14 protein-coding genes are annotated in these 15,344 nt (G+C 63.3%); 1 reads left to right on the plus strand and 13 read right to left on the minus strand.

The genetic code is table 11. From position 1 onward, the window contains the following. The first annotated feature begins 124 nt into the window (after positions 1-124). Entirely contained in the window at positions 125-916 is a 792-nt protein-coding gene (gene xth, locus KMZ68_RS14590) for an exodeoxyribonuclease III (RefSeq protein WP_215611997.1), read from the plus strand. A gap of 76 nt (positions 917-992) precedes the next feature. Here the strand turns inward: xth and KMZ68_RS14595 are convergent, their stop codons facing one another. The 13 genes from KMZ68_RS14595 to KMZ68_RS14655 all read right to left on the minus strand — a co-directional run bounded on the left by KMZ68_RS14595 (position 993) and on the right by KMZ68_RS14655 (position 15,054). Then, entirely contained in the window at positions 993-1,811 is an 819-nt protein-coding gene (locus KMZ68_RS14595; RefSeq protein WP_215611998.1) for a tetratricopeptide repeat protein, read from the minus strand. Then, entirely contained in the window at positions 1,798-3,522 is a 1,725-nt protein-coding gene (gene ilvD, locus KMZ68_RS14600; protein ID WP_215611999.1) for a dihydroxy-acid dehydratase, read from the minus strand. The genes KMZ68_RS14595 and ilvD overlap by 14 nt, the downstream gene beginning before the upstream one ends. 844 nt (positions 3,523-4,366) lie before the next feature. Beyond that, complete coding sequence (locus KMZ68_RS14605) at positions 4,367-5,338, minus strand: tripartite tricarboxylate transporter substrate binding protein BugD (RefSeq protein ID WP_215612000.1); 972 nt, start codon at positions 5,336-5,338, stop codon at positions 4,367-4,369. A gap of 57 nt (positions 5,339-5,395) precedes the next feature. Further along, positions 5,396-6,637, minus strand: a complete 1,242-nt coding sequence (locus tag KMZ68_RS14610) for a threonine synthase (RefSeq protein WP_215612001.1) — start codon at positions 6,635-6,637, stop codon at positions 5,396-5,398. A 114-nt stretch (positions 6,638-6,751) separates the two neighbouring features. Further along, entirely contained in the window at positions 6,752-8,173 is a 1,422-nt protein-coding gene (gene lpdA, locus KMZ68_RS14615) for a dihydrolipoyl dehydrogenase (RefSeq protein WP_215612002.1), read from the minus strand. 17 nt (positions 8,174-8,190) lie between these two features. Then, positions 8,191-8,430 (minus strand): hypothetical protein, encoded by a 240-nt coding sequence (locus KMZ68_RS14620; protein ID WP_249779362.1) that lies wholly within the window; start codon positions 8,428-8,430, stop codon positions 8,191-8,193. A 26-nt stretch (positions 8,431-8,456) separates the two neighbouring features. Continuing rightward, complete coding sequence (locus KMZ68_RS14625; protein WP_215612003.1) at positions 8,457-9,836, minus strand: pyruvate dehydrogenase complex dihydrolipoamide acetyltransferase; 1,380 nt, start codon at positions 9,834-9,836, stop codon at positions 8,457-8,459. Positions 9,837-9,838: 2 nt separating this feature from the next. After that, positions 9,839-10,144 carry a DUF5076 domain-containing protein gene (locus tag KMZ68_RS14630; protein ID WP_215601827.1) on the minus strand — a complete coding sequence of 102 codons (306 nt, stop codon included), beginning with the start codon at positions 10,142-10,144 and terminating at the stop codon, positions 9,839-9,841. Positions 10,145-10,147: 3 nt separating this feature from the next. Further along, positions 10,148-11,548, minus strand: coding sequence for a pyruvate dehydrogenase complex E1 component subunit beta (locus tag KMZ68_RS14635; RefSeq protein WP_215612004.1), 1,401 nt, complete (start codon positions 11,546-11,548; stop codon positions 10,148-10,150). Positions 11,549-11,582: 34 nt separating this feature from the next. Beyond that, positions 11,583-12,605: a pyruvate dehydrogenase (acetyl-transferring) E1 component subunit alpha gene (pdhA, locus tag KMZ68_RS14640; RefSeq protein WP_215601825.1), complete on the minus strand. Its 1,023-nt coding sequence runs from the start codon at positions 12,603-12,605 to the stop codon at positions 11,583-11,585. A gap of 153 nt (positions 12,606-12,758) precedes the next feature. After that, a complete protein-coding gene (locus KMZ68_RS14645; RefSeq protein WP_215612005.1) occupies positions 12,759-13,076 on the minus strand; it encodes an FtsB family cell division protein in 318 nt (105 codons plus the stop codon). 67 nt (positions 13,077-13,143) lie between these two features. Beyond that, complete coding sequence (locus KMZ68_RS14650) at positions 13,144-13,701, minus strand: NADPH-dependent FMN reductase (protein ID WP_215612006.1); 558 nt, start codon at positions 13,699-13,701, stop codon at positions 13,144-13,146. Between the two features lie 213 nt (positions 13,702-13,914). Continuing rightward, complete coding sequence (locus KMZ68_RS14655; RefSeq protein WP_215612007.1) at positions 13,915-15,054, minus strand: zinc-binding dehydrogenase; 1,140 nt, start codon at positions 15,052-15,054, stop codon at positions 13,915-13,917. Between the last annotated feature and the right edge of the window lie 290 nt (positions 15,055-15,344).

Genomic DNA, 15,344 nt, shown 5'->3' on the forward strand with positions numbered 1-15,344 from the left:
GGGACGGTCCGTTCCTGCCCCTTGATGGCGACCTTCGGCCTTGTTCTAAACGGTTATCACAGCGCCGCCGCGCATGGTATGCCAGTGAACCCAAAATTTGTCGTTACCTGCCCGGAAACCCCTGATGCGTATTGCCACGTGGAACGTCAATTCGGTCCGGCAGCGGATCGACCATCTCCTGGTCTGGCTGAAGGACTGCGCGCCCGACATCGTCTGCCTGCAGGAGATCAAATGCGTCGACGAGGCGTTTCCGCGGCTGGAAATCGAAGCACTCGGCTACAACGTGGTCACCCACGGCCAGAAGACCTTCAACGGGGTGGCGCTGCTGTCCAAGCTGCCGTTCGACGAAACCAAATCGGGCCTGGCCGGCGACGACGAGGATGCCCACGCCCGGTTTCTGGAGGGAGTGGTCCCGCTGAAACGCGGCGTGTTGCGGATCGCCTGCCTTTATCTGCCCAACGGCAACCCGCCGGAGACCGAGAAATATCCCTATAAACTCAAGTGGATGTCGCGACTTTTTGAGTATTCGAAGCAACGGCTTAAAGCCGAGGAGCCGCTGGTGCTGGCCGGCGACTTCAACGTCATTCCGGCGGCGCAGGATGTCCATAACTCCGCCGCCTGGGTCAACGATGCCCTGTTCCGCCCGCAGACCCGCGAAAGCTTCCAGTCGCTGCTCGGCCTCGGGTTGACCGACGCGCTGCGCGCGGTCACCGATGCCCCCGGCCAGTACACCTTCTGGGACTACCAGGCAGGAGCGTGGCAGAAGAACCACGGCCTGCGCATCGATCATCTGCTGCTGTCGCCGCAGGCCAGCGACCGGCTGATCGACGCCGGCATCGATAGCTATGTGCGCGCCTGGGAGAAGCCGTCGGACCACGTGCCGGTCTGGATCGACCTGGATCTGGAGCCGGCCTGACGGCAGCGATTTGAGGGGATTGCCGGGCACGTCTCGCCGCGCCGCGGACTGAGATGGACGTCAACTGAGTTCGACGTCAGTCCTTGCGGCCCTGCACCCAGTGCTCGAGCATCTGCAGCGCCATCGCCCGGTCGTTCTCGGACGCCCTGGCAATCGCCTTGTTGTAGCTTTCCTTGATCCAGGTCTCGTCGGGGGCTGCGCTGTCGCGCGCCAGCGTCAGCCACATCAATCCGCGGGCGCGCTGAGGCGGCATCTGATCGCCGTTGAACAGCATCTGGCCGAGCATCGCCTGCGCCTGGTGCTGGCCCTTCTGGGCGGCAAGGCCGAGCCAGCGCGCGCCGTAGCGGAAATCGTCCCGCGACGAGCCGGCGCTCTTGAGATAGAGCCGGGCCAGATCGTATTGCGCGTCGGCATTGCCGAAATATGAAGCGGCGTACGAGAACATCTCGCGCGCCCGGTCCGGATCCGACTTGATCTTCGAGTTGGGAATGCCCTTGAGGTAGTAGCGGCCGAGCGCCACGAAGGCGTTGGCAACGACCCCCGCCTGCGGCGCCGACGGACTGTCTTCGGCGTGCTGGTTGGCAATGCGGCTGAAATATTCGAAGGCGCGCAGGTCGTCCTGGGCGACGCCATCGCCGTCGGCGTACATCCGGCCCAGTTTCCATTGCGCGATCGGGTGGCCGCCTTCGGCGGCATATTGCAGCGAAGTCAGCGAAGTGGTCGAGGCCGCCGGCGGAACCGCCTTCTTCAAGGCCGCTGCGGCGCCGGGCTGAGCCGAAACCACCGGAATAGCCGTATCCGCGTTGACCGGCGCGCCGTCGAATCCGAGCGCCGGAGCCGCCACCGGGGCGGCCCCCAAAATCAACGCAAGAATGATACGCCTAGATGTCCGCATAACACTGCTTCTCGTGCGCACCGCCCGGATGGGTTACAGCGCCATCCACCGCCGGCCCAACCTGCTGGGCATATTTCCAGAGCGCACCCGATGTATGATTGGTCTCTCGGGGCTGCCATTTGGTCTTACGTTCGGAGAGCTCGGCGTCGGTCAACTTTACGTTAAGAGTCCCGACATCGGCGTCGATTTCGATGATATCGCCGTCCCGCAGCAGCGCAATCGGCCCGCCGATCGCCGCCTCCGGCCCGACATGGCCGATGCAGAACCCGCGGGTCGCGCCGGAGAACCGGCCGTCGGTGATGAGGGCGATCTTGCCGCCCATGCCCTGCCCGGTCAGCGCCGCCGTGGTCGAGAGCATTTCCCGCATGCCGGGGCCGCCGCGCGGCCCCTCATAGCGGATCACGATGACCTCGCCTTCCCTGTAGGTCTTCTTCTGGACGGCCTCGAAGGCGTCCTCTTCGCGATCGAAGCAGCGGGCCGGCCCGGTAAATTTCAAATTCGACATGCCCGCGACCTTCACGATCGCGCCCTCGGGCGCGAGATTCCCCTTCAGGCCGACCACACCGCCAGTGACGGTGATCGGCTTGTCGGCGGAACGCACCACGTCCTGGTGCGGATTCCATTTCACGCTTTTGAGGTTTTCGGCGATCGTCCGGCCCGTGACGGTCAAGCAATCCCCGTGCAGGTGGCCATTATCGAGCAGCGTCTTCATCAGAAGCGGTATGCCGCCAACCTCGAACATGTCTTTGGCGACATAACGGCCGCCCGGTTTCAAATCCGCGACATATGGTGTTTTTTTGAAGATTTCGGCGACGTCGAACAGGTCGAACTTGATGCCGCATTCGTGGGCGATCGCCGGCAGGTGCAGTGCAGCATTGGTCGAGCCGCCGGAGGCCGCCACCACGGCCGCGGCGTTTTCCAGCGAGCGGCGGGTGACGATGTCCCGCGGCCGGATATTCAGCGCGATCAGCTCCATCACCTTCTCGCCCGCGGTCATGCAGAACGAGTCGCGGATCTCATAGGGCGCGGGCGCCCCGGCCGAATACGGCAGCGCCAGCCCGATGGCTTCGGAAACCGTTGCCATGGTATTGGCGGTGAATTGTGCACCGCACGCGCCAGCGGACGGGCAGGCCACCCGCTCGATTTCATCGAGATCGGCATCGGACATTTCGCCGACCGAATGCTTGCCGACCGCCTCGAACATGTCCTGCACCGTGACCTGCTGGCCGCGGAAATTGCCGGGCAGGATCGAGCCGCCATAGATGAAGATCGAGGGCACGTTGAGCCGGACCATCGCCATCATCATGCCCGGCAGCGACTTGTCGCAGCCGGCGATCCCGACGAGGGCGTCGTAGGCGTGGCCGCGCATGGTCAATTCGACGGAATCGGCGATGCATTCCCTTGAAGGCAGCGACGAGCGCATGCCGTCATGGCCCATGGCAATGCCGTCGGTGACGGTGATGGTGCAGAATTCGCGGGGGGTGCCGCCGGCGGAGGCGACGCCCTTCTTGACCGCCTGGGCCTGCCGCATCAGCGAGATGTTGCAGGGCGCGGCCTCGTTCCAGCACGACGCCACGCCGACGAACGGTTGGTGGATCTGCTGGGTCGTCAGTCCCATGGCATAAAGATACGACCGGTGCGGTGCCCGCTCCGGGCCCTCCGTCACATGACGGCTCGGCAGTCGCTTCTTGATGTCGGTCCTGGCGTCCATCGCGAACCTGTTTCCCCGGCCAACTCTTGTCAGACCCGGGAATTGAGCAAGTTCCCTTCGCCTTCGCGAGCGCCGTGGCTATAAGCCTACGAAGGAATGATTTCATTGAGGGGTGTGGCCAAATAGCGGCGCGCGCAAGCGCTTGCTGCCATGACGGTTAAATCTTCGCTGACTGTTGCGGCCAAGCAACAATCGTGGCGCATCGGCAACCATTGCGGAGCTGATCGCTTCCAGTGAGCGTGGCTCGTTATGCATCCACAGGATGTGTCTTCCCGCGGCGCGAGCCGCCCGAGGTGTGGAGAAGACCGGGTGCGCGCTGCACCCGCGGTCTCGCAAAATTGTGCGAAAAAACCGCACACGAGCATACAGGTTCAGCGGAGACACTCCGGCCTTCCCTGCGCAATGGTTCTACAGCTTATGCCGCGCTCTCCTCGGCGACGAATTCGTCTTGTCACCGTCATCGGCGGATATGGGTTGTCTAAGCCCGGTTGGGCCGACGCGCCTCCGCCAATTTGACATCAGCAACGGATGCCAGGACCACACGGTTTTGCCGTACGCATAAGCGCCGTTCGTCTGCGCGACGTCCGATCGCTCACAGATCTTATGCAAATCCGCCCTGCGATCACCTGCACGCCCGACGCTGCCGCGTCCACCGCATCTCAACCCGCGTTCGTGACGATCTCGAGCCGCCCCTCTTGTCGGGTGAGACGGGCGAATTTGTAAGTGTGATTTGCCCGACAGGTTAAGCGATACTTTGCCCGTCGGGTTAATTTGCCGCAGCGGCACCGCCGTAAGGACTACTCACCGCTTTGTAACCTCATGGCGAGGTCGGCAATTCGCCGGTTCAGTTCACCTTGACGTCGGCGGCCTTGATCATCGGCCACCATTTTGCAATTTCGGCCTTCTGCCAGCTACCGAGCGCCTGCGGCGACAGTTTGTCCTTCGGCGGCATCTGCAGCCCCAGATTCTCCAGCTGCTTGCGCACCGCGGGATCGTTCAGCGCATCGACCGCCGCGGCGTTGAGCTTTGTCACGATATCCTTCGGCGTCCCCTTCGGCACCCACATGCCCGACCATAACGTCATGTGGAATCCGGGCAGGCCTGCCTCGTCGGTCGTCGGAATATCCGGCGCCGATTCAGCGCGCTTGGTGTCGGTGATGGCATAGCCGCGGATGTTGCCGGCGCGCACCTGGTTGATGGAGTTGGAAAGCTGATCGACGATGAGATCGATCTGTCCGGCGACGAGATCGTTCATCGCCGGCCCAGTACCGCGATACGGCACATATTGCAGTTTGACGCCGGTGACGTTCTCGAAATAGAGCCCCGCGATGTGACTTCCCGAACCGGCTCCCGCCGTGCCGGCGGCGGCGGGGGTTGGCTTCGCCTTCAGCCACGCGATCAATTCGCCAAGCGATTTGGCCGGAACCGCATTCTTGCTGACGACGATCATCGGGTTGCTCGGCAGCAGCACCACCGGCTCGAGGTCGGCCACGAGGTCGTAGCCGAGCTTGTAGATCGCGCCGTTGGCGACGTGGGTGCCGAGATGGCCGAAACTGATGGTGTAGCCGTCGGGCGGCGAGCGCAATGCGCGCCCGACTCCGATCGAACCGCCCGCACCGGTCACGTTCTCGACCAGGACGGTTTCGCCGAGCGTTGTCTTCATTCGCTCGGCCAGTATCCGCGCCATCACGTCGGACGGACCGCCGGCGGCAAACGGCACCACGATGGTGACGGGATGCGACGGGAAATTATCGGCGCGCGCGACGCCACCGAATAACAGCATCGAGATCAAAGCAGTCAGGATTGTTCTTCGCATCACACCCTCCCCTTGCGCCGCACCATTCTGACGATGGATTACGGCTCTTACGACGGATTACAGCTTAGCGTAGTCGATCGGCTGGTGGCGATCGAGCGTACGCGTGACCGGCGGCAGCGGATATTTAAGCCCTGTCGCGCAATTGAACAGCATCACCCGGTCATTTTTCGTCACGCGACCATCGGCCAGGCTTTGTTTGTAGGCGGCATAGGTTGCAGCACCCTCCGGACACAGCAACAGGCCTTCCTCACGCGCGACTTCGTTGAGCGCGGCAGAAATCTTCTCGTCATCGACCGCGATCGCAAATCCCTTGCTCTCGCGCACCGCGCGCAGGATAAGAAAATCCCCGATCGCCTGCGGCACGCGGATCCCCGATGCAATGGTGTGGGCATCCTCCCAGCGCGGCGCGTGCTCGGTGCCGGCCTCGAAGGCGCGCACCATCGGCGCGCAGCCTGCCGCCTGCACCGCGATCATGCGCGGCCGCTTCGAGCCGATGAAGCCGATCGCTTCGAGTTCGGCGAACGCCTTCCACATGCCGATCAGGCCGGTGCCGCCGCCGGTCGGATAGAAGATCACGTCCGGCACGTCCCAGCCGAGCTGTTCGGCGAGTTCGAGGCCCATCGTCTTCTTGCCCTCGATCCGGTAGGGCTCCTTCAGGGTGGAGGTGTCGAACCAGCCGGCCTTGGCCTTGCCCTCGCCGACGATCTTGCCGCAATCGTCGATCAATCCATTGACGCGATAGACGGTGGCGCCCTGCAGCTCGATCTCGCTGACGTTCACTTCCGGCGTATCGGCCGGGCAGAAGATCGTGGTCTTGATGCCGCAGGAGGTCGCATAGGCCGCCAGCGCCGCGCCGGCATTGCCGTTGGTCGGCATCGCCATGTGCTTGATGCCGAGCGCCTTGCCCATCGACACCGCCATGACAAGCCCGCGTGCCTTGAACGAGCCGGTCGGCAGCCGGCCCTCGTCCTTGACGATGATCTCGCCGCCGCCGATCTTCTTCGCCAGTTTCGGCAGCCGGATCAGCGGCGTCGTCACCTCGCCGAGGCTGACGACGTCGGCCGCCTTGCGCACCGGCAGCATCTCGCGGTAGCGCCAGAGATCGGCCGGCCGCTGCGCCAGCGCGTCCTTGGTCAACGCCTTCTTCACGCTGGCGAGATCGTAGCGCACCAGCAGCGGCTTGCCGGCCCTGGAAAGGTTGTGAATCTGGTCGGCGGGATAATGATCGCCCTCCATCGCACATTCGAGATGGGTCACGAAGGTCGGGCGTTCGGCGGTCAGATTGTCATTGTCTTTCACGGATTATTCTTTCTTTTCATCTCGTCATTGCCGGGCTTGACCCGGCAATCCATCAATAACTGAAGACTCTTGTGAAGCGCGATGGATGCGCGGGTCAAGCCCGCGCATGACGAGCTAGACGTTCAGCACCCGGCCATAGGCATCCAGCACCGCTTCCTTCATCATCTCCGACAGCGTCGGATGCGGGAATACGGTGTGCATCAACTCTTCTTCCGTGGTCTCGAGGTTCATGGCCACCACGTAGCCCTGGATCAATTCGGTGACTTCAGCGCCGATCATATGCGCGCCGAGCAACTGGCCGGTCTTCTTGTCGAAGATCACCTTGACCAGCCCCTGGTCCTCGCCGAGCGCGATCGCCTTGCCGTTGCCGACGAAGGGAAAGCGCCCGACCCGGATTTCGCGGCCGCCCTCTTTCGCCTTGGCCTCGGTGAGGCCGACCGAGGCAATCTGCGGATGGCAATAGGTGCAGCCGGGAATCAGGTTCTTGTCCATGGCATGCGGATGCAGGCCCTTGATGGCCTCGACGCAGACCACGCCCTCGTGCTCGGCCTTGTGCGCCAGCATCGGCGGGCCAGCGACGTCGCCGATGGCGTAGATGCCCGGCACGTTGGTCTTGCCGTAGCCGTCGATCACGACGCAGCCGCGGTCGGTCTTGACCCCGAGCTTTTCGAGCCCGAGATTTTCGATGTTGCCGACCACGCCGACCGCCGAAATCACCCGCTCGAACTCGACCGTCTGCGGCTTGCCCTTGCCGTCGTCGATGGTGGCGACCACGCTGTCGCTCTTCTTCTCGAGTTTCGTGACTTTGGTGCCGCTGAGGATCTTGATGCCTTGTTTCTCGAAGCGCTTGCGCGCGAGGCCGGCGATCTCGGCGTCCTCGACGGGTAGGATCTGCGGCAGCACCTCGACCACGGTGACGTCGGCGCCCATGGTGTGGAAGAACGACGCGAACTCGATGCCGATCGCGCCGGAGCCGACCACCAGTAGCGACTTCGGCATTCTCTCCGGCACCATCGCCTCGAAATAGGTCCAGATCAGTTTCTTGTCGGGCTCGAGCCCCGGCAGCACCCGCGGCCGCGCGCCGGTGGCAACGATGATGTGCTTGGCCTGGTAGGCACCCTCGCCCAAAGCGCCCTTCGGCGCCTCGACTGCGGATTTCTTCACGGTGACCTTGCCGGGGGCGTCGATCGAGGCCGCGCCCCAGATCACCGTCACCTTGTTCTTCTTCATCAGGAAGCCGACGCCGTCGTTCAGACGCTTCGAGACCCCGCGCGAGCGCTGCACCACCGCCTTCGGGTCGTAAGAGATCTTCTCCGCCGACAGCCCGTAGTCCTTGGCATGCTGCATGTAGTGATAGATTTCCGCCGAGCGCAACAACGCCTTGGTTGGGATGCAGCCCCAGTTCAGGCAGATGCCGCCGAGATAGGATTTCTCCACGATCGCGGTCTTGAAGCCGAGCTGGGCTGCGCGGATCGCGGTGACGTAGCCGCCGGGGCCGGAGCCGATGATGATGATGTCGAAGGAGGTGTCGGCCATATGGGTTCCCGTCTAACTCAGGTGGTCGTCGTGTCTCGCGCACCACGATTGAGGATGAACGTTCGTATCCGCCATTCCAGCAGCACGACCACAGCCATGACCGCCATGCCGGTCAGCGCAATCGGTCCCCAGATGTTTCGCGACAGCGCCTCGCCTGAAAGGAACGCGGCGTGGATCACGTCGAGCCCAAGCGGATTGAGCGCAACAATGCCTGCGAGCAGCATCGATATCCAGGGCCACTGCGTTCGGACATTCAACGTTGCCCCCTGTGCCGGCGTGCTTCTCACACCATCATCATGACGGGATTTTCGATCAGCATCTTGAAGGCGCCGATCAGCTCGGCGCCGAGCGCGCCGTCGACCGCGCGGTGATCGCAGGACAGGGTCACGCTCATGATGTGCGCGGCCTCGATCTTGCCGCCCCGCACCACCGCGCGCTCCTCACTGGTGCCGACCGCCAGGATCGTCGCATGCGGCGGGTTGATCACCGCGGTGAAATCCTTGATGCCGTACATGCCGAGGTTCGACACCGCCGTGGTGCCGCCCTGATATTCCTCCGGCTTGAGTTTGCGCGCCCTCGCGCGCGCGGCAAAATCCTTCATCTCGCCCGAGATCGTCGACAGCGATTTGGTCTCGGCCTTGCGAATGATCGGGGTGATCAGGCCGCCGGGCATTGCGACCGCAACGCCGATGTCGGAATGCTTGTGCTTGAGCATGCCGCTGTCGGTCCAGCTCACATTGCAGTCGGGGATCCGCTGCAGCGCGATCGCCATCGCCTTGATGACGAAATCGTTGACCGAGAGCTTGTAGAGCGGCTTCTTCTCCTTGTCCTTGGGCGCGGCGGCGTTGATCTCCTCGCGGGCGGCGAGCAGTTTGCCGATGTCGCAGTCCATGGTCAGGTAGAAGTGCGGAACGGTCTGCACCGACGCCGTCAGCCGCTGCGCAATCGTGCGCCGCATGCCGTCGTGCGGGACCACTTCGTAGCTGCCCGGTTCGAACAACGCCAGGATCTGCTTGTCGGACATCGACGGAGCGATGGACGGCGCAACACCGGGCGCGGCAGCAGGCGCCTTCAGTCCCTTGCCGGACTTTGCATCTTCGACGTCGCGCGCAACGATGCGGCCACGCGGTCCCGTTCCGCTGATGCGCGCGAGTTCAATGCCGGCATCTTTTGCCAACCGGCGCGCCAGCGGCGACGAAAACGTGCGGGCATGGCCGTTGCTCTGCTGCACGCCCTTCGAGACGGGCGCATTCGCGCCCTCCTCAGGGCGAGGAGCGGGACTCGCGGTTCGAGCCTCATCCTGAGGAGCCCGCGCCGCGGGCGTCTCGAAGGATGAGGCGGCTGGATGTGCCGCCGGCTTCGCGGCGGGTGCCGCCTTCGGCGCGGCGGCGGCCCCTGCCCCCGCCGACTTCACGTCCTCGCCGTCACCGGCCAGCACCGCGATGACGTCGTTGACCGCCACATCCTGCGTGCCCTCGGGCACCAGGATTTTCGCAATGGTACCCTCGTCGACCGCCTCGACTTCCATGGTCGCCTTGTCGGTCTCGATCTCGGCGATGACGTCGCCGGACTTGACCCTGTCGCCCTCCTTCTTGAGCCACTTGGCAAGGTTGCCCTTCTCCATCGTGGGCGACAGCGCAGGCATCAGAATATTGATTGGCATTGTCAGTGACCCTGTTGCGACCGCGGCGTGGTGCTGCCCAGGTCGGTCGGCCGCGCGATTTCGGATTCGAACATGTCGACGATGCGCGCCAGCGCATCCTCCTCGGTGTATTCGCTCTCGCGCGCATAGGCGCGCGCGGCATGGCGCGCGATATCGACGAGAAGCAGGCCCCACATATCCGGCTCCTCGAACGCGCGCTGGAACGCGATGGACAATCCGCCGTCGACGACGAAGGCGCGCAACACCTCCGTGGCGTCATCGCGGCCCATGACGTCCGGAGGCAATGGCTGCTCCCTGGGCCCGGCCATGGCCTACCTGTAACAAACGGCTTTGGCGGCCGCGACCACTTCGGCCGCGGAGGGCAGCGCCAGCTTTTCGAGATTGGCAGCATAGGGCATCGGCACGTCCTTGCCCGACACCCGCGCCACCGGCGCATCGAGATAGTCGAACGCGTGCTCCATGATGCGGGCGGCGATCTCGGCGCCGACGCCGTTCTGCTGCCAGCCCTCCTCCACCGTCACCGCGCGGCCGGTCTTCTTCACGGACGCCACGATGGTTTCGGTATCCATCGGACGCAGCGTGCGCAGATCGATCACCTCGGCCTCGATGCCTTCCTTCGCCAGTTCCTCGGCCGCCTTCAGCGCGTAGCTCATGCCGTTCGACCACGACACGAGGGTAACGTGTCCGCCCGTTCTCACCACGCGCGCCTTGCCGATCGGGATCACGTAATCGTCCAGCTTCGGCACCTCGCCGGTGTGGCCGTACAGCATTTCGTTTTCGAGGAAGATCACCGGGTTGGGATCGCGGATCGCGGCTTTCAAGAGGCCCTTGTAGTCGGCGGCCGAATACGGCGCGATCACCTTGAGGCCGGGAATCTGCGAATACCAGGCCGAGTAGTCCTGGCTGTGCTGGGCGGCGACGCGGGCGGCGGCGCCGTTCGGGCCGCGGAACACGATTCCGCAACCCATCTGGCCGCCCGACATGTATAGCGTCTTGGCCGCGGAATTGATGATCTGGTCCATCGCCTGCATGGCGAAGTTGAAGGTCATGAACTCGACGACCGGCTTCAGGCCCGCCATCGCCGCGCCGACGCCGATGCCGGCGAAGCCGTGTTCGGTGATCGGGGTATCGATGACGCGCCGGGCGCCGAATTCCTGCAGCAGTCCCTGCGTGACCTTGTAGGCGCCCTGATACTCGGCGACTTCCTCGCCCATCACGAAGACGTCGGGATCGCGCCGCATCTCCTCGGCCATCGCGTCGCGCAGTGCTTCGCGGATGGTCATGGTCACCATCTCGGTACCGGCCGGCACTTCGGGGTCGGGTTCGGCAACAGCCGCGGGAGCAACGGAGACGGCGGGGGCCGACATCACCGGCTTGCCTTCGCCGGCCGGCGGGCGCGACTCGACCACTTCCTGCGCGACGGGAGCGGCCTTCGGCGCCGGCGCCTTGCCGAGGTCGGCTGCTGTCTCGCCGTCGGCCAGAATGGTCGCGATCGGCGTATTGACGGCGACGTCTTCGGTGCCTTCCGGGATCAGTATCTTGCCGAGGGTACCCTCATCGGTGGCCTCGACTTCCATCGTCGCCTTGTCGGTTTCGATCTCGGCGATGACATCGCCCGACTTGATCGCCTCGCCTTCCTTCTTCAGCCATTTCGAAAGGTTGCCCTTCTCCATGGTCGGCGACAGCGCAGGCATCAGCACTTGAATTGGCATGGTAACTCCAGGAAATTCGCTCTCTCAACTGCGCTCAGCGATAAACGTCGGTCCACAATTCGGACGCATCAGGCTCGGGGTCGTGCTGCGCGAAGTCGGCGGATGCATTGACGATCTCGCGCACCTCGGCGTCGATCGCCTTCAAGTCCTGTTCGCTCATCTTGGCCGCCAGCAGCCGGTTGCGGACCTGCTCGATCGGATCCTGATCCTGGCGGACCTTTTCGACCTCCTCGCGGGTGCGGTATTTCGCGGGATCCGACATCGAATGGCCGCGGTAGCGGTAGGTCTGCATTTCCAGGATGTAGGGCCCGTTGCCGGCGCGACACCAGGCGACCGCTTCGTCGCCGGCGGCCTTCACCGCGCGGACGTCCATGCCGTCGACCTGCTTGCCGGGAATGTTGAAGGAGATGCCGCGCTTGGAAAAATCGGTTTGCGCGGAGGCCCGCGTCACCGAGGTGCCCATGGCGTAGCGGTTGTTCTCGATGATGTAGATCACCGGGAGCTTCCACAGCTCCGCCATATTGAAGCTTTCGTAGACCTGGCCCTGGTTCGAGGCACCGTCACCGAAATAGGCGAGGCTGACGTTATCGTTGCCGCGGTAGCGGTTGGCAAAGGCAAGTCCGGTGCCGAGCGACACTTGCGCGCCGACGATGCCATGGCCGCCGAAGAAATTCTTCTCCTTGCTGAACATGTGCATGGAGCCGCCCTTGCCCTTGGAATAGCCGCCATGGCGTCCGGTCAATTCGGCCATCACGCCCTTGGCTTCCATCCCGCAGGCCAGCATATGCCCGTGGTCGCGGTATCCGGTTATGACCTGATCGCCATTCTTCAGGGCCATCTGCATGCCGACGACGATGGCTTCCTGGCCGATGTAAAGGTGGCAGAAGCCGCCGATCGCGCCCATGCCGTAGAGCTGGCCGGCCTTCTCCTCGAAGCGCCGGATCAGCAGCATGTCGCGCAGTGCGCTGAGTTCCTGTTGCCTGGTGAATTCCGGAGGCGAGCCGTTAGCCTTTTCCTGTCCCGTTTCCTTCGTGACGCTTTTCTTCGGTGCGGCCATGGCAATTCCGGATGAGAGAACGAATAGCCCTCTCTATCCCAACTCAAACCGCCATGAAAGGATTGCGTGACGCGGCGAATAATTCGCTATGCCGCAGTGCAATGCGATGCGACATTTTCGAAACCGATTTCGATGGATTTTGAAATATGACGATTACTTCGGGTGGACGGTCCGGACCAGATCGCGCGGATTGGCGTAGTCGAGCTGGTAGCGCGCGCGCTCGTCCAGCATATCGGGGTCGACCCGATCGGACCTGAGCAGCGATACCCGCTGCTCGCCCTCGGCGCGTTCGCGCTTCAACCGCGCCAGCTCCGACGTCAACGCGATGATCTCCTGGTCGAGTTCCTGCCGCGCATTCAGGCCGTATTTGCCGGTATAGGCGTTGACGCCGAAATAACCGACCATGGCCGCCGCCATCGTGTAGAGGGCAAGCCCGGTCAGCAGGGATTTGAGTCGGGAGCGCGAGACCATGGCACATACCATGCGGCGGCGCGGTTAACGGAAAACTAATACCCGCCCGCGCCGCCCCCGCGCTTGCCTATTTGTTTTGCTTTTCGACGAACACCGCAAAGGCGTCGATATATTGCTGCAGCACCTTCTGCGCCGATTCCTTGGTGAGATTGCCCTTGTCGTCGAAGGCATCGCCGACGCCGTTCAGATAGATTTCCGGCTGTCCCATGATCGGGCCGCAAATGCCCGGAAGGATGTTTTGCAGATGCTTGACGGCGGCGACGCCGCCGAGCGCGCCCGGTGAGTTGCCGACGATGCCGATCGGTTTGCCGAGGAACGAACTCTTGCCATAAGGGCGCGATCCGACGTCGATGGCGTTCTTCAACACGCCGGGGATCGATCGATTGTATTCCGGCGTCACGAACAGCACCCCGTTCGACTTCTGCAGTTTTTCGCGGAATGCCACCCAGTCGGCCGGGGGGGCGGCTTCCAGATCCTGATTGAAGAACGAAATGTCGTGCAGGGTGACGACGTCGAGCTTGAGCGTCGCCGGCGCGAGCTTGGCCAGTGCGTTGGCGATCTTGAGTGAAAAACTCTCTTTGCGGAGGCTGCCGGCAATAACGACGACGTTGAACGGGGTGGCCATGGAATTTCCTTTTGACGCAGGGTGCCGGAACGGCTCGGCCCCAGCCTAGCTATCTCGTATAAAGATGCAAGTGCATGAATTATCAAATCTGAACGAGTGAGGGGAGCGCCGCCCGAAAGCAAACAGGCTGCCCCACCCGGGACAGCCTGTCGTTTCAGATCCCGCGAGTTCCGATCAAATCACCGAATTCGACGGCGCCGGAATCAGCTGTCCTCAACCGCCCTTGTTCGGATTGATCAGGTACTTTTCGCCGGTGGAGCGCTTGTTATAGATGGCGATGTGGGAAAGCTGCAGCGCCTCCTGCAGCGACACCACCTGGGTGTAATGGCTGGCGAAGGTGGTCTTGAGTTCGGAAGCCACGCGCTGGCGCAGCCTGCCGATTTCGGCCGGGCCGATCTTCTGCAGGAACGGCGTCAGGAGCCAGCCGCCGACCCCCCAGGTCAAACCGAACGCCCGGCTCAATTCGGTCGGACGGTTATCGAGGCTGCCATAGATATAGACCTGCTTGTACACGTTCGAGCCGTAGCGGCTGTATTCCTTCGCCGTCTTGTTGGCGGCGATCTCCATGCAGGTGAGAATCTGGCCTGCCAGCTTGCCGCCGCCGATGGCGTCGAACGCGATCGTTGCGCCGGTTTCCACCAGCGCGCCGGTGAGGTCGTCCATGAACGTCGGCGCGGTTGAATCGACGACATATTTGGCGCCGATCTTGTGCAGGATGTCGGCCTGCTCCTTGCTGCGCACGATGTTGACGAGGCCGATGCCGTCCTTGATGCAGATCTTGTTGAGCATCTGGCCGAGGTTCGATGCGGCGGCGGTGTGCACCAGCGCCTTGTGACCTTCGCGCCGCATGGTCTCGGTGATGCCGAGCGCGGTCAGCGGATTGACAAACCATGATGCGCCGTCGGCAGGCGAAGCGCCGGCCGGCAGCTCCATCACGTCCCTGACCTTCAGGACCCGGTACTGCGTGTACATGGCGCCGCCGATCATCGCCACCGTCTTGCCCATCAGCGCCTTGGCGGCATCCGACGATCCGGTCTTGATCACCACGCCGGCGCCCTCGTTGCCGACCGGCATCGATTCATCGAGCCGCGGCGACATCATCTTCATAGCCGCGTCCGGCATTCTGGCCGTCACGACGGGAGCGTCCCTGGTGCCTGAAGCCTTGGCGGTCGACATGTCGGCGGGGCCGATCATTAGCCCGAGATCGGACGGGTTGATCGGCGCGGCCTCGACACGGACCACGACTTCGTCGTCGGCCGGTTCGGGCGTCGGGATATTCACCAGCGACAGTTCGAGTTCGCCGCTCTTCTTCAGCAGCGAGCGCAGTTGCAGCCCGGTCTTGCCGTCACCCATACTCATTTCCTCCCTGCCTGCGGTCCAGCTTCCTGTTGCCGATCCGTGCTTAGCTTGTCCAGAACCATCGGCGGTATGGTCTCGGTCGGCAATGATGTCCAGCCGTATGTTCTCCCGGCTCCCGGCGATCCGCTCTGCGAAGCGCGCCCCAAAATCGGCCACGGAGACGCGTTGCACTCTGGCAACACATTCCCGGAAACAGTCATGACTTGATGAATTCGCCCTTGCGCGTCCACATTGTGACCCGAAACTCGCAGGCGTCGGATGCTTGGCTATGTGCAACCTGGCTC

Source organism: Bradyrhizobium sediminis (assembly GCF_018736105.1).
In the GTDB taxonomy this organism is placed as follows: Bacteria; Pseudomonadota; Alphaproteobacteria; order Rhizobiales; family Xanthobacteraceae; genus Bradyrhizobium.